Origin of the sequence: Paenibacillus pedocola, from assembly GCF_031599675.1 — a bacterium.
Taxonomy (GTDB): domain Bacteria; phylum Bacillota; class Bacilli; order Paenibacillales; family Paenibacillaceae; genus Paenibacillus_AQ; species Paenibacillus_AQ pedocola.
The window spans coordinates 4,270,993-4,293,630 of sequence record NZ_CP134223.1; the positions used below are offsets into that span (position 1 = coordinate 4,270,993).

Below are 22,638 nucleotides of genomic sequence, written 5' to 3' on the forward strand. Positions count from 1 at the left end.
ATATACCTTACCACTCCATAACCTCCTCAAGTTCAATGAGCTTAACCCACAACATTCCACTCCCGGCACTGGTCAGCTTCGGAAGCCCTGGTTTACCGCTGGTATACAAACCAGTCAAACATAGAGCCCGCGACCTTCCCGCATACCATCGCCATCAAAAGGCCAAACAGATAATGGGTCATGTACAGACGTTTAGCCAGAATGGGCAGCACGTTCAGCACTTCTGTCAAGGCGGCTGCCAGCATTCCGACAAATATTCCGTCAAGCAGCCCTACACCCAGTTCTGCTAAAGGACCGGCGTAAATTTTCCAGTTCCAGAAATCACTCATGGTTCCAAGCAGCGAGCCGCCTATCATCGCACCTTCGTACCAGTGCACCTTGTCATAGGAGGATGTCAGCTGGGCCAGACGGGGCACCATATCCAGCACAATAAACAGGGCAATAACCCCTCCGCCTACCGCAATTCCTCCCGCAACCCCAAGCAGCAAATGCAGGCCAAGTAGGATTGGCGCTGTCATGAGGAATCCTCCTTACGCCCGGACGGTTCAGTACCGTTATTCATCTTGCTGTATTCTTCATGCACAACATAGTGATCGATATTTTTCTGATACAGGAACATTTCCACTTCCAGCGGGGTCGGCTCCTCATTCCATTTTTTCTTGAACAGATGATTGAAAAAAATCACCATCCCAAATCCGATCCCCAGTGAATAGGCAATCTGGAACATGTAGGGATGCTCATCCCGCCGTCCGGTCAGCATCTCGACTACCCGGATGTGCACCTCCTGCATGTTGACATCGGCATGGAAATTCATAATGGTCAGCGCCGATCCGAAGAACAGCAGCAGCCATACAAGCACGAACAGGGCAACCGATGGCTTGCGTGCCTCGACCGGCCCTTCAATCTGCACAATGGTCCGCCCCTCGCCAATCGGCTGAATATCGGCATCCGGCACAAGCTCCTGAATGCGGGGGATGATGGTCATCAAATCGATCAGAATCAGATTCCCGTCGCTTTGCTCCGGCTGGAGCAGCAGAATTGAATACAGCGGCTCACGCAGCTGCGGCTCCGCAATCAGATAAGCCACATCCCGCAGCGTGACCCCCCGCCCCTTAGGCACCGACAAGCGGTTCTTAAGCTGTATGTAAATTACGGGTGCTGATTGGCTATTCATCTCCGTGCACCTCCTGCCAGAATAACGGTAGTATGGGAGAAAAGCCTTATTTTTACTCCCCAGCAGCAGATTTCATCTTGGATGTATTCGTACGCTAGGTGCTGATTCACCTCCTCCGGCAAACCTGCGGCAGCGCAAAAAGGCAGACCGGATCATTTCCGGTCTGCCTTATCTTACGAAACTAATACCTGTATATTCGTTTAAACATCCAGTGAAGCCAGTGCCCGTCCCTCATAATCGAACAGGGTGAGGTTGGACCAGTTGTTCGCATGGCCGACGGACCACTCGTGCTGTGAGGGAATCCAGGCCGGTTCCCAGTAATAGCAGCCGATGCCCCTACCTTGCCTTGTACGGTGAATCACTTCGTGCAGCTCCCGCAAGTATGCAGCTTGTCCCTCTACGGTCGCCGGATAACCTTCATGCAGCTGCTCTGCTTCCTTCACAATAAGCGGAAAACCTTCCGGTCCAGCCAGTGTCCACGGATATGCGGTTTCCACCACAATAATATCTTTGTCATACCGCTGTGCCAGGTCGCCCAGATTCTGCTCCAGATCAGCCAGAGTACCGTGCCACCAAGGGTAGAAGGAGAGCCCGATGACGTCGTACTCTACGCCGCGCTCCTCGAAGCGGTCGAAAAACCTGCGGCTGGCGTCATTGTCTCCGCCCCGGTCAATATGGATCATCACCGGCAGCTCCGGCGCGATCTCCTTGGCTCCGGCAATCCCGGCCTTCACCAGTTCGGTAAAACGGGTCCACTGCTCCTGCGTATCATATTGGCCGTCTACCCGGCCCTCTTCCCACAGGAAGCCCGGTGTGATCTCGTTTCCGATCTGCACCATATCGGGCAGCGTCCCCTGATACTGGAGGGCCTCCAGCACTTCCAGTGTATATTCATAGACAGATAAGCGCAGCTCCCCGAAGTCGAGTCCCGTCCAGATTTGCGGTTTCCACTGATTCGCCGGGTCGGCCCACTTATCCGAATAATGAAAATCGAGCAGGAAGCCAAGCCCGGCCGCTTTAATCCGTTTAGCCATGACGAGCGTCCGTTCCAGATTACAGAAGCCGCCGGGCGGATCATTCCAGATCCGCAGCCGGATAGAATTCACACCGCTGTCCCCGAGAATCTCCAGAAGGTCTGCGGCTTGTCCGGCCCGCCGGCCGGAGCCGTACCTGAAGACCCCGCCTCCTTGTTCAATCTCATCCAGAAACGAAACATCCATTCCGTTGATATAAGCTCCTGTCATCACCCACTACTCCTTCACTGAGCCGAGTGTCATTCCTTTTACAAAATATTTCTGCAGGAACGGATAGACCAGCAGGATCGGAGCCGCTCCGATAAAGATCTGCGCTGCACGTACCGTGGTCTGCGAGATCAGCTCCATTTCCTTCGGATTAATACTCATGGAGCTCATATCCCGCTGGATAATGACGGTCTGCAGGAATGTGGCAAGCGGAAACTTATCGGAATTATTCATGTACAGCAGCCCGTCGAACCAGGAGTTCCAGTGGAACACCATACTGAACAGGGCAATCGTCGCAATGGAAGGCAGCGAGATCGGCAGATAAATGCTGAACAAGGTGCGGAAATGATTCGCCCCGTCGATCAGTGCGGCTTCCTCCAGCTCCTTCGGTACACCGCGGAAGAAGTTGAGCATCAGAATAATCAGGAAGGTGTTAACGGCTCCCGGCAGCACCAGGACCCAGAAGGAATTCATCAGGCCAAGCTTCTGAATAACGATATAGAACGGGATCATCCCGCCGTTGAATACCATGGTGAATACAAACAGCCAGGAGTAAATCGTCCGGCCTTTAAAGGCCGAATTGTCTTTGGACAACGGATAAGCCGCAAGGAACGTAATGAGCAGTGTAAGTGCTGTTCCGAGAACCGTACGTTGCACCGAAATCCAGATGGAATGAAGAAATACAGGGTTATCGATGGTCTTTTTATAGGCTTCCACCGAAAACTGCTTCGGCCACAAGCCGACCAGATTGGCATCTGCCGCTGACTTGGCGCTGAACGAAACCGCAAGTACATGAACGAGCGGAATGATACACATGACAGCCAGAATAATTAGAAAACAGGTATTAAGTACGCTGAATACGCGGTAGCCTCTTGTTTTGTAATACATAGGTTTCCCTCTTTCCCGGTTGATTTAGAAGATGCGGTAGCCCGCCCATTTTTTAGCCAGCTGGTACGAGACCAGAATCAGAACCATGCTGATCGCAGACTTGAACAATCCAATGGCTGTCCCGAAGCCCATCTCGCCGTTTTGGATCGCTGTACGGTAGACGAAGGTGTCGATAATATCACCCTTTTGGTAGACCAGCGGGTTGTACAAGTTAAAGATTTGGTCAAAGCCGGCATTGAGCACGTTCCCGAGCGCAAGCGTACCTACTACCACAACCATCGGAATCAGGGATGGCATCGTGATGAAGCGGGTCTGCTTCCAGCGGTTCGCCCCGTCGATCTCCGCCGCTTCATACAGTGAAGGGTTGATGCCGGCAAGCGCCGCCAGGAAGACGATGGTATTATATCCGAATTCCTTCCACACATCTGTCAAAATAACCGTAAAGCGGAACCAGTTGTTATCCCCGAGGAAGAAGATCGGCTGCACCCCGAAGTTGCCGAGAATCTGATTGACAAAGCCGTCCGTGGACAGCAGGTCCAGCAGAATCCCGCCGAGAATAACCCAGGACAGGAAATGCGGCAGATAAACCAGTGTCTGAATGGTACGCTGTACGGCCAGCTTGCGGACCTCATTCAGCATAATCGCGAAAATAAACGGTACAAGCAGATTGAAGATCATCTTCAGCACCGCAATGATCAGTGTGTTCCAGATCACCTGCATGCTGTCCTCACGTTCAAAAAGATACCTGAAATTATCAAGGCCCACCCACTCCGAACCGGAGATATGCAGCCATGGTTTGTAATCCTGAAAGGCCATTACAATGCCGCCCATCGGGATAAAGCTGAACAGAATCAGCAGTATCATCGCAGGAATCAGCATTACATGGAATTGCCAGTTTTTTCTTAGTGTTCTCATCCTTTAAGCCCCCAACCTAGTCGATTTCTTCTGTCTTCATAATCAAATTATAGCAACGGTGAAATGGGGCAAGTAGACAGCAAAACCAATATAAATGGTACAAAAGCAATGTCTTTGTCCTATCCGCGGCGGCCCGCGTTACATCCTCTTTCCCCGGAAAAAAGCAAACAGGACCGCCTCCTGCTGGCGGAAATCTCCGCCGCAGGAAACAGTCCTGTATCTGTCTTAAGCTTGTAAGTGCAGCACTTATTTTACGCTGTCATACCACTCGTTAACTTCTTTGGTAATCTGCTCGCCGCCGCCTGCATTCCAGGTAGTGACGAAGCTGTCGAATGAATCCAGCGGCTGTTTGCCGTAGATGATTTCGTTAAATGTCTGGTTCTCGATTTTGTTCAGATAATCCAGCTTCGCTTTCATGGTTTCCGTAGTCGGACCGGTGAACATGTTCTTGAACGATTTGTCTTCCTGCTGCAGCAATACCTTGGCAGCCGCAGGTGTTCCTTTACCATAGTTAACCGCTACATCCTTCTCAAGTCTGGTTGTTGGCTGAGCGCCGTTAGCCAGGTTAAGAAGAGCCTTCATCTGGGCATCAGGAATACGTGCGCCGTCGCGTACCAGCAGGTAACGGACACTGTTCACATAGCCGCCGCTGATCTGATCATTAGCGACCATTTTGCCGCTTGCATCCAGTTCATAGTCGTAGCCGGCGAAGAGGCCGTTGTCCAGTTCGCTGCCCGGCTGCGGGTTAGCGAAATTGTCGTACAGGTAGTTCTCATACGTAAAGAACGCTTCCGGATTCTTCATTTTGGTGCTGATCAGTGTAACACCGTTGGTGAACTGTGTACCATGGCGCATTACAGTTCCGTCCGGTCCGGCCGGAATGTTGATTGGTGCCCAGACAGCATCCGGCACGTTCTTCACCGTATCCTGGAGCGGCCAGCCGCTCATCCAGTAAGGTCCAGGAATAATACCGGCTGTTCCCGCAACAGCAGGCTCCGAGGTTTTGTTCTCATCCCAAAGCGCGGCTTCCTGCGGAATGTAGCCTTTGGCGAGCCAATCCTTCAGCTTCTCGAGACCTTGCTTCATGCCGGCGTTCACGGAGCCGTATTCCAGCTTGCCGTCAGCCGCTACATTCCACTGCTGCGGAAGGGTTCCGTAAGCGCCGAAGATCCAGGAAGGATCACCCATCCAGGTGTTCATGCTTGTCTTGAAGCCGATGCTGAGCGGAATCACTTTGTCCGGAGCCAGACCGTCCGGATTCTGGTTCTTGAAGGCATCCATTACCTTCTCCAGCTCATCGATGGTTGTCGGTGCTTTCATGTTCAGCTTATCCAGCCAGTCCTGGCGGATCCATAGAATGTAATCGTGGTTATATGCGTAATCGAGAACCGGAAGCCCCATTTTCTTGCCGTCGCGGCTGTATTGGTTCCAGACATTAGGGTCCTGGGCCATCGCTTCTTTCCATGTCTCAGAAGCATATTGGTCGAACAGTGTGCCTACTTCCCGGTACATTCCGGAATCAATCAGGTCCTGGGCGATAGTGGAATCGCCGGTACCGATGGTAACTACATCAGGCATTTCCTGCCCGGAAGACATCGCCAGACGCAGCTTCGTGCCGAAAGCGCCATTCGTATCCGTAATGGACCAGAGCGATTTAATGTTGATACCGAATTTCTCCTTGGCCCATTTGGTGGAGACGTTATTCTCAATAGTTTCACCGTTCTTGAATTTCAGCTCGGGGTCAACCCCCCAGACGGTGGTGATGGTTACTTCAGGATCATATTTATCCTTGTAGGCGTTTTCAGTTTCTGCCGGTGTATTGGCGGCATTACCGGAAGCGTTATTTCCTCCGGCTGCATTATTATTTCCTGAGCAGCCGGCGATACTGCTTGCCAGCAGTACGCTCATGCCCAGGAGCGGCAGCAATTTTTTTGTCTTCATGCTTCTGTCTTCCCCCTTGAGATTCCTTAAGTATTGGTGATGTCTTCATTATAGGGAACAACGGTTTGCACGAATACGTCATTAAAACAAGGTTTCTGCACCTTTGCCAACCTCTATCCGTCCCGGAATTCATTTGGAGTCATCCCGTAGTGCTTTTTGAACATTTTACTGAAATATTGCGGATTCTGGTAACCCAGCTCTGTTGTAATCTCATAAATCTTCTTATTGGTGTTCTTCAGCAGGTAGAGTGCCCGCTCCATCCGCATGCGGATGATATAATCGCCTAACCCTTCACCTGTCTCGGCCTTGTAAATTTTCGACAGATAGACCGGGTGAAGATAGACATGATCGGCAATCGTCTTGACCGACAGATCATGGCCGGTATGATTGCCCACCAGTTCATGCACCTGCTTGATTATATAACTCTTCGTATACTGGTCACTTTCCGAGAGCTCCTTCTCCAGCTTGCCTAGCATATCAAGCGCCCAGTCCTGCAGCCGGTCAAAAGAGACGATGATGCTCTGCGTAAGCAGCGGATCCAGCGCATACTGGTCGATCTGTGAGATGAATTGGCCGCCCTTATGAGCAATGTACATGAAGGCATTCGTGATCGACAGAAACACTTCATACAGATGCTCTCTGGAGAATCGGGCGCTTTTCATATCCCGGAACACATCTGTGATCTTCTCACGGGCAGTATCCCACTGCTTCGATTCCAGCAGATGAATCAGTGTGGGCGGACGGTACAGGCTCTCCAGCGATTTAATAGCCACCTGCTCCTGGATATGTTTGTCTTCCAGGAATAACACCGAGCCCGCTTCGTTGTGTGCTGCCAGATACATAGAGCTCAGTCCGCTGCGGTATGCAGCCGGCAATCCTTCCGGGAACGCAAACCATTCCGTTACAATCAGCGAAATGTCTCCCTTGAGATAATTGCTTACACTCGCCCGGAAGCTGTCAATTATATCTTTAAGCATCCGCTGGCGAAGGGTTTCATATTGCTCCGATAGCCCGATAAGCTGCTGCATTTGCGCATTCGGCTCTACCAGCAGAATCAGGCAGTCATGCGGCGCTTTGCAGAACCAGACACGGAAGCTCTCCTTGAACAGCTCTTCGGCGATATTGCCGATTGCATATTCCATCAGCGAGATGGAATGATGATCCATGGCCGTATAATGCTTGCCGAGCTGGATCATCAGCATCGCCGCCTGTGTCTCCGTATCGAATGCAATTTCGTACTCCGCAAGCTTGGCAGCCAGCGCCCGTTCGGACATGACCCTGCCCAGCAGCAGATCATGCATCAGATTGGCGCGCAGCACACTGTAGCTGGCTTTGCGGTTATACATCAGCATATGGTATTTATCATGGGCTTCCCATTCATCCCTGAGCGACTCAATCGCGCCGGATATACTTTTGATGAACTCGTCGTCGCTGACCGGCTTCAGGATATAATCGAAGGCCTGAAGCTGAATGGCTTTCTTGGCATACCCGAAATCGGAATATCCGGTCAGCAGGATGCTGCGGAGATTCGGCCAGCGTTCGCCTGCCGTCTCGATCAGCTGCAGTCCGCTCATTCCCGGCATGGAAATATCGGTTACAAGGATATCGATGTCCTGCTGCTCCATGATCTCCAGTGCTGCCGCACCGGATACCGCCTGGTGCACCTTGTATACGCCGATCTCTTCCCACGGGATCGTCTGGGCTATACTCTCTGTTACATAAGATTCATCATCAACGAGCAATATTTCAATCATGCTGTTCCCTCCCGGAAATCTTCTCTGTGTCTGTATTGCTCTCCGGCAGCTGCCATTGCAGCGTTGCCTGCAGTCCCCCGAGCGGCGAACGCGCAAAGTGCAATCCCGCTGCTTCGCCGTAGCGCAGGCGCATCCGCTGATGAACATTCCATACTCCGCAGCCCATTTCTTCGTCCATGGCGCTGCTTAGTTTCGCTTCAAGCTCTTCCATCGCTTCCGGAAGCATCCCCTGCCCGTCATCCTCCACGGTTAAGGTCATTGTTCTGCCGCTGCAGGAGCCGGTGATCCGCAGGACGCCTGCGCTGGCCAGCGGCTCAATGCCGTGCAGCACTGCATTCTCCACCAGCGGCTGCAGCACAAGCGGCGGAATCTCCAGCCGGCGCATCTGCGGCGGTATGCTGATGGAATACTGCAGCCGGCTCATCCGCATGTTCTGAATCTCCAGATAATGAGTTACGAATTCGATTTCTTCCGTCAATGAGACAAGATCTCTTTCCTGCCGGGTTGTATATCTGTAATAACGGGACAGGTTATGCGACATGCCGACTACGGCCTCACGGTTGCCCAGCTTCGCCATACTCGTTATAAAAGAGAAGCAATTATAGAAGAAATGCGGATTAATCTGGGACTGAAGCTGCTTCAGCCGGGCTTCCCGCACATGGATTTTTTCCATCAGAACATTCTCAATCAGCTCTTGAGTCTGCTCTACCATATTGTTGAAGCGGCCTGAGAGGAAGCTGAATTCATTTTTCCCTTTAATCCCGACCCTGACAGAATAATCACCCTGCTTCAGCCGCTGGAACCCGCCAACCAGCTGGCGGACCGGTACCTGCACCTGAACATACAAGATATAGGCGACCAGACAGCTCATCAGCAGCAACGCCCCCATCGAGAAATAGAACAGCCGGTTGGACTTATGGATCGGCTGCAGAATATCGGACAGCGGCATATAGTCAATCAGATACCAGCCCATTTTGTCGGAGTAGACGATGTTGACGCTATAGGATTGTCCGTCCATCATCAGTGTCCGGTTCTCGCTCCCGTTCAGCTGCTCCTGCTCCAGCCGTTCCACCAGCTTATCCGCCAGCGGCTTGTCCGCGCTGCGGTTGAAGATCAGTCCCGTTCCTTGCTTATAGTAGAAGGGATCCCTCCGGCCGTCGCTTTTGAATTTATCGAGCATGTCTTCTATATTCTGGCTGTCAAACTCCACCTTCATAATCGTAGCCGCCCGCTGCGGTGAGAACTCCGATGAATAAGGGGTGAACGAATACCAGGAGAACAGGAAGCGGTCCTCATACTGGTCTGCAATCCGCTCAACATGCCAGCCGGACTTCACTTCCCGCTTCAGCTCCTCATCCTTATAGGGCTTCGCATCACTCTCCGTAACTACCCGGTGAATGGCCGGCGAATAGAGATAAAGCTTGCTTTTCCAATTCGAGGAGCTCTCCTGGATGCTGAGTTTCGTCTGAATTCGCTTCACCAGATTGATAGCGTCCAGATTCAAGTTCTCCGTTGGAAGAGCCGTATCCTTAAGGCTGAGAATATCGGGATCATGTATCAGCAGAATCGGCCACGAGGACAGCAGCTCCATATTCGTCTCCACCTGGTTCTGGAAAAAACTGAGCTGGTTGTTGTTCGAGGTATTAAGCTCGCTGCGCAGTACATCGGTGGTGGTCTTATTGGAATAGAAATAGAGTATCGTAATAGGAATGAGCATAATGACCATAATACTCACGATTTTGCTGAATAAATTATATCTGTACATTGTTCTTCACATCCTGCGCAATTGTCGTAGCTCTTATTGTACAAAGTTTATCCGGGGAGACAAGGGCAAATACTGGAACTCCGCAGGACTGCCCTGCTTATCTGCACACTTCTCCATTACAATTGTAAACGCTTCATAAAAGGTGTCATACAATACTCCCGCAACATTTCAGCAGTTTTTGCAGCTTTTTTTCAGATGAACTTCATGACACACAAAAAAAGAGGATACCTCCACAGCCGTAACGGCCGCTTAGAGACATCCTCTTCCAGCACAAAGCCCTGGGGTCACTCCCCTCAGGCGTCTACCATAAGCTCTTACTTCAGCACTGCCTGTGCCTGCTTGCTCTGCTGATTCGAAATAAAGAACAAAGCCGTCCAGATCAGAGCAAAGCCGACAAGCTGCGGAAGAGTCACAAGCTGATGGTAGACAATCCAGTTGATCAGAATCCCGGTCATCGGAAAGCTGAGCTCAGCCAGCGTTGCAAAAGAAGCTTTAGTGGTATTTAGTCCTTTATAGTACAACAGCATACTGAGCAGTCCGGGCAACAGCGCCTGCAGCAGCAGGTTGATGGCAATTGCCGAAGTAGTTCCCCATCCGCCATTCACCTGCCAAGGAGCACCCTCAAGTGAAGTGATGGTGAACAGCAGCGGCAAAGCAAGAATGAAGCGCAGTGAAGTTACTGTCTCATAACTCATCGAGCCAAGCAGATAACGTCCCATCACGGTAGATCCGCCCCATAGGGCAGCTGCCCCCATCGCCATCAGACTGCCGACGCTGATAAAGCTGTTGACATGTCCGAAAGGTACGGTCCAGCCAAAGGTCAGCAGGTAGGTGCCCGCCAATGCCAGCACGATAAGCGGTCCGAAGTTTCTCGGCAGACGTTCTTTGAGAATCATGGCAGCCAGCCCGATAGCGAATATCGGCTGAAGCTTCTGCAGCAGCAGTACTGCATTCAAATCTCCGCTGGAAAGGGCCTTGGTGAACAGGATGGTAGCTACAGCAGAGCCGCCCCAGGATACAACCATCAGGGCTCCAGCCTGACGCAGCCGGATTTTTTTGAGTTCAGCACGATGGCGCCATAGTACTGGTGCAGCTGCCAAAAAGAGCACCACATGCTCCAGCAGTACAATCTGCGAAGAGGTCAACGATTTGAGCAGGATAATGCGGAACAGCGGATCGACGCCCCATAACGCCGCTCCCAGGACTACCAGCCAGAACCCGCTGCGGATCGGTGCAGTGCGCATACCTGTTGATGAAGCCGTAACATTACTCATAATTCCATTCTCCTTGTCGATACAAACCCTCGATAAGAGACCAAAAAGCCCCCGATCTGCCCTGTTAAAGGGGCAATTATCGGGGGCCATTTTCAATAAAGACATCAGGAATACACCTGTCGCCCTTATCTTATGATCCTCTCCCATCCGGACTTTACCGTCGGCTCTGGATTGTCACCAGATCAGTCAATTCCGCTGCAGGCAGCAGAATCGAGTCGCGGGCTTAGTTCGCTTTGAACATCACCGCCGGTCAGGAATTTCACCTTACCCCGAGAATCTTGTATTCCGTTATTTTTTTCACAATCTCAGGATAACTCCGTTCTGCGGTTTCGTCCAGCCCTTTTATGAAAAAAATGCATTTTTTTCATTGAATAAAGCATTGTCCTATCATTTCCAGCTCTAAAAATGGAAGAAAATATGAATTCATTAAGATATAATAAAAATAGCTTATTTATCCATATTATTGAATACAGAAAGAGGGCCGCTGTGAAAAGACCATTTTGGTTAAGCTTAGTGCTTTCGATTGTAGCCGTAGTCCCTATTGCTATTGCCGCTTTTATTGCTTATTTCTTCATTGCACTGCTGGGCGGGTTCAGGTTCTATGCTCCGCTTGCCGTTATTGTTGCCATTGCACTCGCCGTTTATAGCGTCTTCTCTATCTTCGACTGGTTCACCCCGCGCACCCGAGGGATTGCTTTTGCCTGCTTCGCCGGCTTGTGTCTGCTCGCAACCGGCGGCTATGAGCTGCATAAGGCCTATGTGAACAGCCTCGCGGAAGTGAGCGAGCACGAGATATCTTTGGAACAATACCAGCCCTTCCATCCGGAATCCAAAATCGCTGTGCTCGGGCAGCCTGCTTCCTACCAGATTAAAGATAAGGTGCCCCGTCTTGACGGAGCAACGGCGCTTTACCCGCTGTATTCCGCATTTGTTCAGGCCGTTTATCCCAAAGGCAGCTATGATCTGCACAATTTCAACAATCAGATTGTGTTATGCTCCTCCACCTCTTATGCATATCAGCGACTGATTTCCGGGGAGACGGACATTATTTTCGCCGCTGCCCCTTCGCTTTCCCAGCAAAAAGAGGCTAAGCTGGCCGGCAGGGAGCTTGTGCTTACCCCCATCGGCCGCGAAGCCTTTGTCTTTTTTGTCAATAAGCGTAATCCGGTGAACGGGCTGACCACAGAGCAGATCAAGGACATCTACTCCGGGAAGCTCACCAACTGGAAGGATGCCGGCGGCAGAAATGACCGGATCAGAGCCTTCCAGCGTGAAGAGAACAGCGGCAGCCAGACGATGCTGCAGAAAATCATGAAAGACCGCACACTGATGACCGCACCGCATGAGGATGTTATGGATCTGATGAGCGGCATTATCAGCCAAACATCTAATTACCGTAACTACAAGAACGCCATCGGCTTCAGCTTCCTTTATTATGCCTCGGAAATGAACCGGAGTGATGATATCAAGCTGCTGGCCATTGACGGCACCGAGCCGAACAAAGACAGCATCAAGAGCGGCACATATCCATATACCGTGTCCTTCTATGCCGTAACTGCCGGCACCCCGAATCCTAACGTCCAGCCGTTTCTTGATTGGATTGTATCACCGGAAGGTCAGGAGCTGGTCTCCAAAACCGGTTACGTGCCTATAAACTGAGGGAGTGCGGTTAATGCACAAGCAGCAGATCCCATTCAAGGAATCTGCTGCTCTGGAGTAAAAATTATGCTGAACGCACCCTACTATTCTGGCTGCTGCACATCATTCAGAGCGGCAGCCTGCGGGGTTGTAGCCTGCGCCGATAACAGCCGCTTGCGTTTCTCCCGGTCCGGGTCAACCTGTACACGGGTCTCCTGGTCAAAGATCAGGGTAGCGCGTTCGCCCGGCACGTAATTCGGCCAGGTTAAGCCAGGGGCTTCAGGGCTGCCCCTGTGGGCAAAAGCCGTCCATGCCCCGAGCATCCGCTCCGAGACAGCCGCCATCTCCTGGCTGACGGACAGGCCGTACTGATGCAGCAGCTCTATCGTATTAAAGACATAATAGATTTCCGCGCCATGGATAGCCTTATCCAGTACCGGATGGCCGGGGATCGTCCAGTCGAACCGGTACATCCAGACAGGAGCATGCGGCAATTGCTGCTCGGCGAAGGCAATGGAATTGTCCCAGAAATACAGGTCAGTCAAAAGGGCTGCCTGTCCTTCCCAGTTCTTAGGATAATGGCTGGCAAGCTCCGCCAGATTGCCCGCACCCATCAGCATTTCCAGTGCCTGGAGGGACTGATCAAAGCTTGCTCCCTCGCGGTCTCCCCGGAAGAATAGGTTTCCTTCATGCAGATTTGTTCCGATCAGCAGCGGAATGCCGCTGGCTGCTCCCGCCGCTACTGCTTGGGACGGCTCTACCGGCAATGTCTCCGGATCGATGGCCGGCTGGAAGAACATGCTGAGCGAATCGCCGGCAAGTTTATAGGCCATCCGGGCAGCGGCGGCCAGAATATCCTCTGCCGGCGCCGTATTCAGCAGCGACAGGTCACCGCCGGGAGTTAGCCCGAGCTCCGCCAGAAAAGCCCCGCCAAGCTCCGCACTCTGCTGCGGCTTCAAGGTCTGCGCTGCACCGCTCTGCATAATGGCCCCGGCAAACAGCCCCTTGGCGGCAGGCATCGCCAGCAGGGCGGCAATGCTCATACTGCCTGCCGATTCGCCGAAGACGGTGACCCGCCGGGGGTCGCCTCCGAAGGCGGCAATGTTGTCCTGCACCCATTTCAGTGCAGCAATCTGATCCAGCAGGCCGAGATTGGAATCATACCGGCCGAACGGCGACAGATGCAAAAATCCGAAAGGCCCCAGCCGGTAATTTAACGTAACTACAATGACTTTGCCGGCGCTGGCCATGTTTGCCCCTTCGAACATCGGCTGGCTGCCGGCCCCTGTGATAAAGGTGCCCCCGTGAATCCAGACCATGACCGGCAGAGCTTCTGTCACTTCCGCCGGTGCCCAGACATTCAGGTAGAGGCAATCCTCCGAATAGACCGGCTGCGTTCCGCCAAAGCGGATGCTGCTAGAGCTGGCAGGCTGATGGGCGACCGGTCCGAATTCCAGCGCCTCCCGGACGGAGTCCCATGGCTCCGGCGGCTGCGGAGCGCGGAAGCGCAGGTTCCCCACAGGCGGAGCAGCAAAAGGAATTCCGCGCCAGACGTTCACTCCGCCGCTTTGTGTCCCCTGCAGTTTTCCATATATAGTATCCGCAACGGGTCTTGTCATTTTGGATCATCCTTTCGTGCTGTTTTCCTTATCTTCTTCTATCTCTTGATATAGTCCGGAGCGGAACCGGAACCACTGAAAGAGGTGGGTCACAATTACTTTGAACACCGCATAACCCGGAACAGCCAGAATGATGCCGAGCACGCCGAACATTTTACCGGCAAAAATAATTACAAAAATAATGGTAATCGGATGAATCTTCAGCGATTTACCCATGATCTGCGGGGAGATGAACTTGCCTTCAATCAGCTGAACAGCGGTCCAGACAAAGACCATCTTCAGCAGCATAAAAGGCGATGTTACCAGCGCCACAATCAACGCAGGCGTGATGGCAATAGCGGGGCCCAGATAGGGTACTACCGCCGTACATGCCGCCACGATCGCCAGTACCAGCGAATACTCCAGGCCGATGATCAAATAACCGATATAGAGCAGTGCACCGATACAGCAGCTGACAATAATCTGTCCGCGGATATACGAAGCCACCTGGCTGTTCATTTCCTTCATCACCATACGGGACTGCGGCTGCAGGCTGTTCGGGATGAATCGCATCAGATAGTCAGGCAGGCGTTTGCCGTCGCGGAGCAGATAGAACAGGATAAACGGTGTAGTCACCACCGCTAGAATAATCTCCGTCAATGCACCTACGAAATTTCCGACCCCGTTCACTGCATTATTGAGAAAAGTTGTGGCCCAGGTCGTCACCTTGCTCGTTAAATCGCCCACATCGGTGCCCACGCCCACATTCTCCTGAATCCGCCCGAACAGCTCGCTGCCGGTCAGATCAATGAATTCCTGCTGGATCTGATCGCTGTATTTCGGAAAATTATCAATCAGGCCAATCAGCTGGGTACGGAGGATCGGGATCACCGTCAGCAGAATGAGTGTGATAATTCCCGCAATAATCAGGTAAAGGATTACAATACCATAAGCCCTTTTTACCTTGCTCCGTTTCTCCAGGCGGTCTACCAGCGGATTCAGCAGATAATAGGCGATCCCGGACAGCAGCAGCGGCGCAGCTACCGTATGCAGCAGAACCGATAACGGTTTGAAAATAAAAGGCACCCTGGAGAACACCAGAATATTGATGCCTACCAGCAGAATAATCAACAGCGATACGACAAATTTATTGTTCAAAAAAAACTTTTTAAACCGTTCCGGCCATACCTGCAGCCTCTCCATGACAATGCTCCCCCCTGACAACGAACCCTTTTCTAAAAGTGTGATAAATTGCACTTGGTAATAGCATAGTCAACGCAAGGGCTGCAAGTCAAATTTTCAGAGGGCCATTTTTCCCGATGAATTTCTGAACAATCACTCATTCAAATTTGATTTCAGCAATTTTGCCGGCCTGCACAAAACCGATCGACTGGTAGACCCTGTTCGAATCCGGGTTCTTGCCGTCGGCAAACAATACCGGGGTTAAACCTTCCGCCAGAACCTGTTCGCACAGCTCAGATACAAGGATGCTGGCATACCCGTGTTTACGGAACTTACGGGAGGTGTATACATCATTAATCCTGCAGAGCCTGGCGCTGCGGTGAACGGTCTTTGCCATAGCTACAGGGGCACCGTCCACCATCCAAAGATACAGATTCCCGGTACGGACTGCTGCATCGGCATGTGGCAGATAGTGTTCTACCGGCTGTGACGTTCCAAAAGCATCCCAGGCAAATCCTGCTGTAAACTCTGCGATAACCGGGATATGGCTGGTCTCGGCCTGCACCAAAGTTCCTTGTACACCGCTTGGCTTCCTTACCTCTGTACATTGATAAGATTCCAGCAGCATATAGGTATGATAAAGCTTCCCGCGTATTGCGCAATACGCCCCCGCAAAGATTCTGGCCGTCTGCGGCTCTGCAGTGATTCCCGGAAAATCACTGTCCGGCAGCTCCTCCAGGCTCTCTATCAGCTGCTCTATCAGCCTGATACGCTGTGCCGGCTCAAGCTCGCCCGAAACCCATAACCAGGGACTGTACCCTTTTGACTGGACGAACAGCAACCGCCTGTCGGTAGTTGTCAATCTAAGCGCGTCCGGGTAGTCAACAATGTTGTGAATCAGACTATGCTGTACCTCGTTTTTCATAAATTCCGCACTGTGCAGCACTGCGTCCCCGACTGCAAAACTCTGAAACATTAGAACCCCTCCCTATATCCTTTTCTTTCTATCATAATCTTCATTCTGGTAAAAATAAACAACTCCTCCTGCGATTATTCACAGGAGGAGCTGTTAAAAATCGGTTATTAAATTGTCATTATGTCATAGATGATGCTGCACATCCGGCAGGTACTGGCTTAATGTTGCCCATTCCTGCATCTCTTCTTCCGCCCGCCGCCAGATCAGATTACGCAGCGCCGGAGCCCAGCAGCTGTAGTGATCATTGGTGTAGCGTGTTCTAAGCAGTATCGCAGGAACTTCCAAAACGGGATACTCTGTAGCCAGATAATGACTAAGCCCCAGAAATACATTCCCTTGTTGTTGCGGGCCGGAGAAATGAACTGTACTCCTCCCGTCAAAAATACATTCTTGCTGCAATCTAGCCGTACTGCTTACCTTGTTCATCTGAAACCAATCCAGTGTCCCCCTGCTCCGCCGCCGGAGCAGATCCGCATAATAGACAAAATAACCAAAATCATCATTCCAGTAACCCGGTCCCTCGAGACAAGCTCCGTCAATGCCAAAGCCCTGCAAGTAACATTCCAGGCCGGACTCCACTTTAATAAGAATATCCGCTAGTGTTTCCTTATCTTTCACCAGCAGCAATGCTGCAGCACCGATTGAGCCTGCACAGACTGCGGACCCGTGTTGCGCTACAGTCTCCCAGTGATAGGGGCCGGAGGTAAGATACGGGGCGATCAGCCTCATATATACTTCATCTCTAACTCTTGCCTGCAACAGCGCAGGCAGGCGGTCTCCCAGCAGGCAACGGATCTCACTGAGCGCAAAACCGGTCTCCGCCGAGAATAAGTCTATCGTTTCCATTACACCCTTTTCGCTCAAATGTGCCGGCAGACACCAGGTATATTCCCCGCAGACCGACCAGAGAATTTCACATACAAGCTTGAGATGCTCCTCCTGTTCAGGCTCCAGCAGAGACAATAAAACAGCCGTGTTCAATATTTGCCGCCGCTGGAAATAGACCCGCTCATATTCCAGCCTTGATCCGGTCTTGGCAAAACTGGTGAACAGCGAATACGTCACTTCCGGAATGGGAGTATTCCGATGAGCCTGCCCTGCTGCCCGCAGCCCTGCAATCTCGTCCCCATACATGGGGGATTCGCGGACTTTCCTCCAGAATGCTGTTTGGTCTCCGTCCGGATAGTATAGCCGTTCATCCGCTTTTTTCATCGAAGCAATGATCTTGAGCAGTTCAGACTTTTGCATCTTACTCCGCCTTTCCTGACATGCCGTGATTTACATCTTCGGTGAGCCCCCAGAGCATTTTGTGAGCACAGGTTTTAATAGCAACATACTGTTTTAACATTTTCATCCATTTAAAATTTATTAAAAGTTGTGTATATTATATCAGCGTTTTTTCCGATGCTGCAATAGTTTTAATTGGATGTTTTATGACATTGCGTGCATTATGAGGTTCATCCGCTAAAAGCAAATAAGATACCGCCAGAATAGTTGACGGTATCTGCTGAAGTCTCTGCAGGAATAACTTATTTTTTCTTCTTGCCTTTTGTGCCTCTCTCGGCAGCTGCAAGGAATTGGCCCTCATAAGTATAAACGACGTTGTCCTCGAGCCGCTCCCCTTCGAGCAGCCTGCGGACCAGTGCCTTGCCCAATTTCGGAGTGATCTCTTTATACCACACACCCTCCGGATAGGAAATCACCACGCAGGAATCCGAGCATCTTCCGTTGCAGCGGGTAACCGTCGTATGAATCAGTCTCCCAGCCCCCTGCTTCTCAATTTCATCCTCTATCGCTTCAGCTACCTCTTCGCCTTTATGCTTCCTGCAGCTGCTGCCGCCGCAGATAAGCAGATGATTTACCGTTCCTTGCAAATTCCAGGTCGTCACGGACTGCCCCTCCCTTCTACTCAACCATTAATACCCTGTTCATGAATCATTATAAACTCTACGCATCTGCCGGAATACCGTAAATAACCCTGCAGCGGATTCGCAGGGGTAGTGGGCATTTCTCCTGCTGTTTTCCAGGGCATCAGCGGCTTTTTTATCTGCAGCTCCAGGATTCATGATTACCCTACCCATTCACTGGAGATAATATCTTTAGTTTATTTGCTGAAGGTTCATTTCTGATTAATGAGGAGGACTTTTCTATGAAAATGACCGGGATCTATGTTATACTCGCTTGCTTAACCCTGGGGATGATTGTCACTGTGGACGTTCTATCCGGAACCAGTCTGGCCAGTTCGTTACATTCGCTCCGTGTCGTGTTTGACACTACCACCTTTCAGGAGTCCTGCATCATGATTCTTTTCGCGGCCCTGCCTATTATCTTTACCGTTGCCGACAAATTCAAACAGAGCAAATCCCCCCGGAAGTAACCTTAACCTTATTTGTACAATCCGAACCTGCGCCGGAAGCGGTGCACCAGAAATAATAGAATGGGAATAACAGCACACATAAAAGGCAGGATATACTTAAGAAAAGCTACCCCGTCCTTCAAATGCATCGGGTAATTCTCCGCACTGACAAATGAGCTGAACAACACTACAACTCCAACAGGGATCACCAGCTTGCGTGGTTCCTTGACGTTGAACAAATCCGCTGCAATCGACACCGCCGCATAACAGTAGATTGACATTTTAAAAAAGACGCCAATAATCAGCGTCAGGATAACAATGGCATCGAGCCGCTGAATAAAGTTAGCCACATTGACTAGTGTGATGGTGGTAAACATCGGGAAGGTAGTCCGGCTGTATATATCCATTCCAAGCACAGACATTTCAACGGCATGCGTAAAGCTGAGCAGAAAAGCGCTTAAGGCCATAGCACCTATGCCTGTTTTCTTAACCTTGTTTCTGGTACTGAAGTGAGGCAGGATGGCAGTGAAGCAGACAAGTTCACCATACGGAAAAATCCAGATGCTGGGATAGGCGGAGCCGAGTGCCTCCAGCCACTCCCCCGGGTGTATGGGAAAGAGATTCTTTAACTGGACCAGCCCGGAAATAATCACAACAAAGTTTGAGACCAGCCCCATAATGACTATCAGCCAGAAATAGATCTCTGCGGTTCTGGAGAAGACTTCAATCCCCTTATACAGGATATACATTACTGCAATGACCATTATGGAGTTGATTATAAAGATAGGTGTTCTGTCGTAAGTTGAAGAGATCAGCAAATCACCTGCCTCCCGCAGATTTCGGGAACCGTTATACATGAGGACCGGCAAGTATAACAGACTAAGCGGCCAACCGATCCATCTCCCCAGAATCTTTCGGGTATAGCCGCTAATCACCAGATCAGGAAATTGCCGGTACAAATCAGCAAAAACCAAATATAAGAGGATGCCGCCCGGCAGAGCCAGCAGAATCGAGATCCATACCGCATGTCCGCTCTCCAGACCAATTGGAACGACAACCGCCGTTCCAAGCTCGAACAGAACAATCATGGCAAACAGTTGAAATGGACCGATGACTTCTTTTCGCATGAAACGGCACCCCCTATTCCTCTCTAGACGTTCATTATCTTTTTTCCACAGGGATGTAAGGCTTGAGTCTCATCCCTGTACCGCGGATATAAGCATCCACTTGGAGATCCAGCTCTCCTTCAGCAAAAACGGAATCCCAGTCTTTTTTCACAGTCTTCCATAATTCCGGATGTGTACGCTTCAGCTCGTTGCCAAAGTTAAAGATATCTGCCTTCTTCTCTTGCGCAGCTTTCAAAGCCATCTTCACCTCGGAAGCGGTTTGCTCCGCAAGCTCTTTTTTAAGCTTCTCCAGCTCCTCTTCCTTGCTTAAATCCACGAAACTGCCGGCTTCGTTGATGCTTCCCTCTTCACGGATATGGATATGAAAGACCGGCTTTCCCTCCTGGAGATCTATCTTTACAGCAGTCTTGGAATAAAATATATTTACAGAGATATCCTCTTTTCTATCCGGGGAATCGATGTTCACATTAGTTTCTTCAAGTTTATCCAGCAGCCACTGAGTGCCTCTGGACTCCGGCCCGTTCAGCCAGCTGATCAGCTTGCCATTCTTAAAAACACCAAGTCCGCTCATATAGGAACCGGCCAGCGGATCCGTTTGTTCCAGACTGCTTTTCTTCATTCCTTCTTCTGCATTGCCAATAACCCGAATACCATTGATCGTAAAATCACCTTCACCTGTAATTCCGTTAATGATTTCAAAAACGTCAACCTTCCGGTTCTCACCCCACACTCTGGCCGTATTCTGCGTCTTCTTGACTAAACCCGTAGAGGGCAGGCTCTCCAAGGTAGTTAAGATTTTAAGCACTGAAGCAGCATCTGAATTTTTGGCGATTAGCACCGCTGAATTCAAGCGCAGTTCATGTGAACGTTCAAAGATGTCAAATATATGCTCAACCCCGCTTCGCGCAAGCGACTCACCGATAATCAACAGCTGGGTATGGGCAAAAAACAGCTGCCGGGTCGTCCGTCTGGAGGCTTTGCGCAGAGCGCCAAAAACCGTCGTATCCTTTTCGGTAATGACCATAACCGGTGGCCGATTGCTGGCAGCACCGGTAGTTGGGGCCGATGAAGACGGGTTGATAATTTGAAAAGTTACACGGTACCCATCTTCATCATCCAGTTTATCCATTCCGATCCCGCTCACAATCGCCAGATCATTCAGTTCTCTGCTATTCCAGCAGCCGGTCAGCAGGACTGAAACGCCTAAATAAAGGGCAAGCAGCCCAAGCAGCTTAGTTCTCATGAGGGTTATCCTTGCGGATCTGAGCAGTTGTCCCTGGAACAGAGCTCTTGGGGTTCACCAGCCGCCGGCGGATTTTCATGAAATGCAGAGGGGTCCGCAAAAAGATATCCTTCTGGTCCCCTGCTGCAAAAGGGGCTACCGGAGACATATAGGGTACTCCTAAAGAACGCAGGCTGCACAGATGGGCAATCAGGATCAGCCCGGTAATCGCAATGCCGTACAGTCCCATATATGCTGACACAAAGGTGATAACGAACCGGAGCAAACGTATAGACAGCGCCATATTGAAAGCCGGAGTCGCAAAGCTTGAGATCCCTGTCAGCGAAACGACAATCACCATTGCAGGAGATACGATACCGGCCTGGACCGCCGCCTGTCCCAAGACAAGCCCGCCGATAATCGATACGGTCTGGCCGATCGGAGAAGGCATGCGGATCCCGGCTTCGCGAATAATTTCAAAAGTGACCTCCAGCAGTAGCACCTCGATCACCACCGGAAACGGGACCCCTTCCCGCTGAGAGGCTAAGTTGATCAGCAGAGGGGTGGGTATCATCTCCTGGTGGAAGTTCAGTGCTGCGACAAAGATAGCCGGACCAAACAGCGAAACAATCAGGCACATAAATCTGAGCAACCTGATCAGTGAGGACACATCATAGCGCTGATAGTAGTCCTCAACCGTATGAAAAAACATAAAAAAGGTGGCTGGCGCAATCAGAACAAACGGCGTTCCATCTATGAAAAGAGCAATTCTTCCTTCCAGCAGATTTCCGGCTACACTGTCCGGCCGCTCTGTATTAAATATCGTCGGAAATGGTGAGTACTTGTTCTCTTCAATCAGCTGCTCAATGTACCCCGATTCCAGAATAGAGTCCACATGAATCTCAGACAGCTTCTTTCTGAATTCCTGAAGCATTGCTTCATTAGCTAAACCATGAATATGCACAATCGACACATCCGTTTTAGTTACTGCTCCGATCGTTAACGTTTCGATCCACAAATTGGGGTTTTTAATCCGTTTCCGCACCAGGGACAGATTCGTGCTCAGTGATTCTGTAAAGCTGTCCTTGGGACCGCGGATATTCACTTGAGTTGTCGCTTCAGTAACGGCTCTTCCTTCACCGCCGCTGGTACTGACACTGAGCGCCTTGGTGAGGCCTTGGAAGAGAAGCATCGTATCACCGGACAAGAGCCCCTCCAGGAGACTATTCTGGTCTTCAACTATCTTTTCTTTGCCGATACTTAATGCCTTCCCCTTGGCAAAAGAAAACCGTTCCAGCGCAGTTGCCGCAGATTCTGCCTTTTCCTGCAAGGAGTCAAATGATAGGGCATGTGTAATATAGTCCTCTACCCGCTCCATATCGATTAGACCGTTAATATAAACAGCAGCCGCATGGCTTTCGTGATCCAGTGATTCATAATTACGTATGATCAGATCAGGGCTGTTTCCAAGTTTGCTCTGGATTTGCTTGAGGTTCTCTTCGAGATTCTCAAAGATCGGCGGACTTTGCTTTTTGCCATTAGCCATCTCTGCTGGTTTGGATTCTGTAGTCTGTTTAGGCATCCTCA

At 50.9% G+C, this 22,638-nt stretch carries 19 protein-coding genes and 1 riboswitch; of the genes, 2 read left to right on the plus strand and 17 right to left on the minus strand.

The features are described 5' to 3' along the window. Positions 1–92: 92 nt before the first annotated feature. From QU597_RS18985 to QU597_RS19025, 9 genes are all read right to left on the minus strand, one after another. A complete protein-coding gene (locus QU597_RS18985; RefSeq protein WP_310829366.1) occupies positions 93–518 on the minus strand; it encodes a stage V sporulation protein AB in 426 nt (141 codons plus the stop codon). Then, a complete protein-coding gene (locus QU597_RS18990) occupies positions 515–1,174 on the minus strand; it encodes a stage V sporulation protein AA (protein ID WP_310829367.1) in 660 nt (219 codons plus the stop codon). The genes QU597_RS18985 and QU597_RS18990 overlap by 4 nt, the downstream gene beginning before the upstream one ends. A gap of 200 nt (positions 1,175–1,374) precedes the next feature. Further along, complete coding sequence (locus QU597_RS18995; protein ID WP_310829368.1) at positions 1,375–2,418, minus strand: glycoside hydrolase family 53 protein; 1,044 nt, start codon at positions 2,416–2,418, stop codon at positions 1,375–1,377. 6 nt (positions 2,419–2,424) lie between these two features. Continuing rightward, positions 2,425–3,303, minus strand: coding sequence for a carbohydrate ABC transporter permease (locus QU597_RS19000; protein WP_310829369.1), 879 nt, complete (start codon positions 3,301–3,303; stop codon positions 2,425–2,427). Between the two features lie 24 nt (positions 3,304–3,327). After that, positions 3,328–4,218 carry an ABC transporter permease gene (locus QU597_RS19005; RefSeq protein WP_310829370.1) on the minus strand — a complete coding sequence of 297 codons (891 nt, stop codon included), beginning with the start codon at positions 4,216–4,218 and terminating at the stop codon, positions 3,328–3,330. 246 nt (positions 4,219–4,464) lie between these two features. Continuing rightward, positions 4,465–6,159 carry a type 2 periplasmic-binding domain-containing protein gene (locus QU597_RS19010; RefSeq protein ID WP_310829371.1) on the minus strand — a complete coding sequence of 565 codons (1,695 nt, stop codon included), beginning with the start codon at positions 6,157–6,159 and terminating at the stop codon, positions 4,465–4,467. Positions 6,160–6,272: 113 nt separating this feature from the next. Beyond that, a complete protein-coding gene (locus QU597_RS19015) occupies positions 6,273–7,913 on the minus strand; it encodes a response regulator transcription factor (protein WP_310829372.1) in 1,641 nt (546 codons plus the stop codon). Continuing rightward, positions 7,906–9,678 (minus strand): sensor histidine kinase, encoded by a 1,773-nt coding sequence (locus tag QU597_RS19020; protein ID WP_310829373.1) that lies wholly within the window; start codon positions 9,676–9,678, stop codon positions 7,906–7,908. The genes QU597_RS19015 and QU597_RS19020 overlap by 8 nt, the downstream gene beginning before the upstream one ends. A 314-nt stretch (positions 9,679–9,992) precedes the next feature. Then, a complete protein-coding gene (locus QU597_RS19025) occupies positions 9,993–10,952 on the minus strand; it encodes a DMT family transporter (RefSeq protein WP_310829374.1) in 960 nt (319 codons plus the stop codon). 131 nt (positions 10,953–11,083) lie between these two features. Next, positions 11,084–11,233, minus strand: a riboswitch (FMN riboswitch). 205 nt (positions 11,234–11,438) lie between these two features. Here QU597_RS19025 and QU597_RS19030 point away from each other — a divergent pair. Beyond that, complete coding sequence (locus QU597_RS19030) at positions 11,439–12,611, plus strand: PstS family phosphate ABC transporter substrate-binding protein (RefSeq protein WP_310829375.1); 1,173 nt, start codon at positions 11,439–11,441, stop codon at positions 12,609–12,611. Positions 12,612–12,694: 83 nt separating this feature from the next. On the opposite strand, the gene QU597_RS19035 is transcribed toward QU597_RS19030, so the two are convergent. From QU597_RS19035 to QU597_RS19055, 5 genes are all read right to left on the minus strand, one after another. Next, the gene (locus QU597_RS19035; RefSeq protein ID WP_310829376.1) at positions 12,695–14,209 is read right to left on the minus strand and encodes a carboxylesterase/lipase family protein; all 1,515 of its coding nucleotides are present in this window, start codon (positions 14,207–14,209) and stop codon (positions 12,695–12,697) included. A 6-nt stretch (positions 14,210–14,215) separates the two neighbouring features. Beyond that, positions 14,216–15,391: an AI-2E family transporter gene (locus QU597_RS19040; RefSeq protein WP_310829377.1), complete on the minus strand. Its 1,176-nt coding sequence runs from the start codon at positions 15,389–15,391 to the stop codon at positions 14,216–14,218. Between the two features lie 136 nt (positions 15,392–15,527). Then, positions 15,528–16,346 carry a GNAT family N-acetyltransferase gene (locus tag QU597_RS19045; protein ID WP_310829378.1) on the minus strand — a complete coding sequence of 273 codons (819 nt, stop codon included), beginning with the start codon at positions 16,344–16,346 and terminating at the stop codon, positions 15,528–15,530. Positions 16,347–16,469: 123 nt separating this feature from the next. Continuing rightward, complete coding sequence (locus tag QU597_RS19050) at positions 16,470–17,594, minus strand: hypothetical protein (protein WP_310829379.1); 1,125 nt, start codon at positions 17,592–17,594, stop codon at positions 16,470–16,472. Positions 17,595–17,875: 281 nt separating this feature from the next. Continuing rightward, positions 17,876–18,235, minus strand: coding sequence for a (2Fe-2S) ferredoxin domain-containing protein (locus tag QU597_RS19055; protein ID WP_310829380.1), 360 nt, complete (start codon positions 18,233–18,235; stop codon positions 17,876–17,878). Between the two features lie 260 nt (positions 18,236–18,495). Between QU597_RS19055 and QU597_RS19060 the strand changes: the two genes are divergently transcribed. Next, the gene (locus tag QU597_RS19060) at positions 18,496–18,723 is read left to right on the plus strand and encodes a YczF family membrane protein (RefSeq protein WP_310829381.1); all 228 of its coding nucleotides are present in this window, start codon (positions 18,496–18,498) and stop codon (positions 18,721–18,723) included. Between the two features lie 8 nt (positions 18,724–18,731). On the opposite strand, the gene QU597_RS19065 is transcribed toward QU597_RS19060, so the two are convergent. The 3 genes from QU597_RS19065 to QU597_RS19075 are packed head-to-tail and all read right to left on the minus strand — an operon-like array spanning position 18,732 to position 22,633. Beyond that, positions 18,732–19,829, minus strand: coding sequence for a GerAB/ArcD/ProY family transporter (locus QU597_RS19065; protein WP_310829382.1), 1,098 nt, complete (start codon positions 19,827–19,829; stop codon positions 18,732–18,734). Positions 19,830–19,863: 34 nt separating this feature from the next. After that, a complete protein-coding gene (locus tag QU597_RS19070; protein WP_310829383.1) occupies positions 19,864–21,072 on the minus strand; it encodes a Ger(x)C family spore germination protein in 1,209 nt (402 codons plus the stop codon). Beyond that, positions 21,062–22,633 carry a spore germination protein gene (locus QU597_RS19075; protein WP_310829384.1) on the minus strand — a complete coding sequence of 524 codons (1,572 nt, stop codon included), beginning with the start codon at positions 22,631–22,633 and terminating at the stop codon, positions 21,062–21,064. Before QU597_RS19075 ends, QU597_RS19070 begins: the two co-directional genes overlap by 11 nt. Between the last annotated feature and the right edge of the window lie 5 nt (positions 22,634–22,638).